2 protein-coding genes are annotated in these 1,664 nt (G+C 50.2%); both read left to right on the top strand.

Annotated features, from left to right (window positions below):
• Positions 1-64 precede the first annotated feature (64 nt).
• Positions 65-937 (top strand): uroporphyrinogen decarboxylase family protein, encoded by an 873-nt coding sequence (locus tag ACY69O_RS00775; RefSeq protein WP_462331567.1) that lies wholly within the window; start codon positions 65-67, stop codon positions 935-937.
• 32 nt (positions 938-969) lie between these two features.
• Positions 970-1,664, top strand: a 695-nt coding sequence (locus ACY69O_RS00770; RefSeq protein WP_462331566.1) for a 4Fe-4S dicluster domain-containing protein, incomplete at its 3' end; no start/stop codon positions are given.

The raw sequence follows: 1,664 nt of genomic DNA, 5'->3' as shown, positions 1-1,664 counted from the left end.
GGCTTATTTAGTCTGCCGCAGAGCCTCCTTTTGTTTTTTGGCGAATTGGAAAGGGGGCGGCAGTATGGATGATGAACTGAGCTTTGAATGTCTCGGGGAACCTGACAGACCTATTACCGAGGAGCTTTGCTCCAACGCGGGCGCACGGTATGCGGCGGTATTCGGACAGGCTGAGGACATGATAAAGGCAGCGCTTGAGGTAAAGCGGCTGAATCATGATGAATGGGTAAAGCTGCCGTTCTGCGTGACGATAGAGGCGGAAGGCTTCGGGGCAGAGGTGGAGCTTAGTCCTCTCTACGGCGTCCCCGCGATAACACATTTCAGGTATGAGACCATTGATGAAATCAAAGAGCTGCCGCACATGGATTTTACCAGCGGCAGGGTGAAGGAAGTATTAAGGGCAGCGGCAATTCTTCATGATATGGGAGAGAAGATAATGCTGAATATCGAAGGGCCGTTTACCGTTTTAGGACAGCTGGGTCCTTCGAAACAGATATACAAAGGTCTCTACAGAAAGAAGGAAAGGCTGAGGGAGCTGAGTGAAATCATCGGAAATGAGCTCGCGCGGTACGCAAGGGAAGCGGAGGCACACGGAGTGGACCTTCTCTCCTACGCAGACCCGACGGTTGCCAGCGATTTGATTTCACCGAAGATATATCAGGAGCTTTGCGGAGAGATATCCTATGAGGTACTGAAAAAAATCGAGGCGGCAACAGAGCATATTGTGATTCATCTGTGCAACAAAACCTCGGTGGGCTTTGAAAAAGCAGGCTTCTGTACCTCGGAAAAGATTTTGCTGCCGAGGGAGCTTAATTACGGGGAAGCCCTGCAAAGGGTTATGCAGGAGAATGATATCCGCTTCATCGGACACGGATGCATACAGCGTTCTTACTGCCCGCTGTGCAACGGCGGTGTTTACAAGCTGAATTTGAAATGAACAAAGCAGAGTTATGGAATGGGGAATGAGCAATGGCAACAGAAAAAGAAAAACTGAGAGACAGAATCAAAAGGCGGGCAAAAGCTCTGGACATCAATCTCATCGGAATAGCTCCTGTGGAGAGATGGAAGGAGTTTCATCTGAATGATGAGGAGTTTTGGCCGCAGAATATATGGCCCTGGGCGAAAAATGTCATCGTGCTTGCGGTGCAGATTTTCCCGGGTATGATTGAGACGACTCCTTCGGTTGTGTATTCGGAGCTTTATAACACAACAAACCGTCTTCTGGATGATGTTTCGTACCGTATCGCCAATTTTTTGAATGAGGAAGGCTACAGGGCGCACTTTTTCCCACGGGACTGCTACGGAGATATTTCAGCGCTGGTTAAGCGGCCTGAGGCAGCCTTCTCACATGTGATAGCAGGATATTACGCAGGGCTGGGTACTATAGGTCTTAATCATACGCTTATAACAAAAAAGTACGGACCGCGTATCCGCCTCGTATCAATAATCACGGACGCTGAGCTTCCTGCCGGCCGAATGCTGAAGGAGGATGTGTGTATCCGCTGTCAGGCATGTATCAGGGCGTGTCCGATGCAGGCTTTTACGTGGAAGAAGGGCGAGCCTGTGGCGAACATGGACAAACACAAATGCGCGCTTTATCACCAGCAGCTGAAGCAGGAATTTCATTATCCCTGCGGACGATGCGCGGCGGTCTGCCCTGTAGG

The sequence above is a fragment of the Schwartzia sp. (in: firmicutes) genome (assembly GCF_978017985.1).
This window is presented reverse-complemented; position numbering and strand designations above follow the sequence as displayed.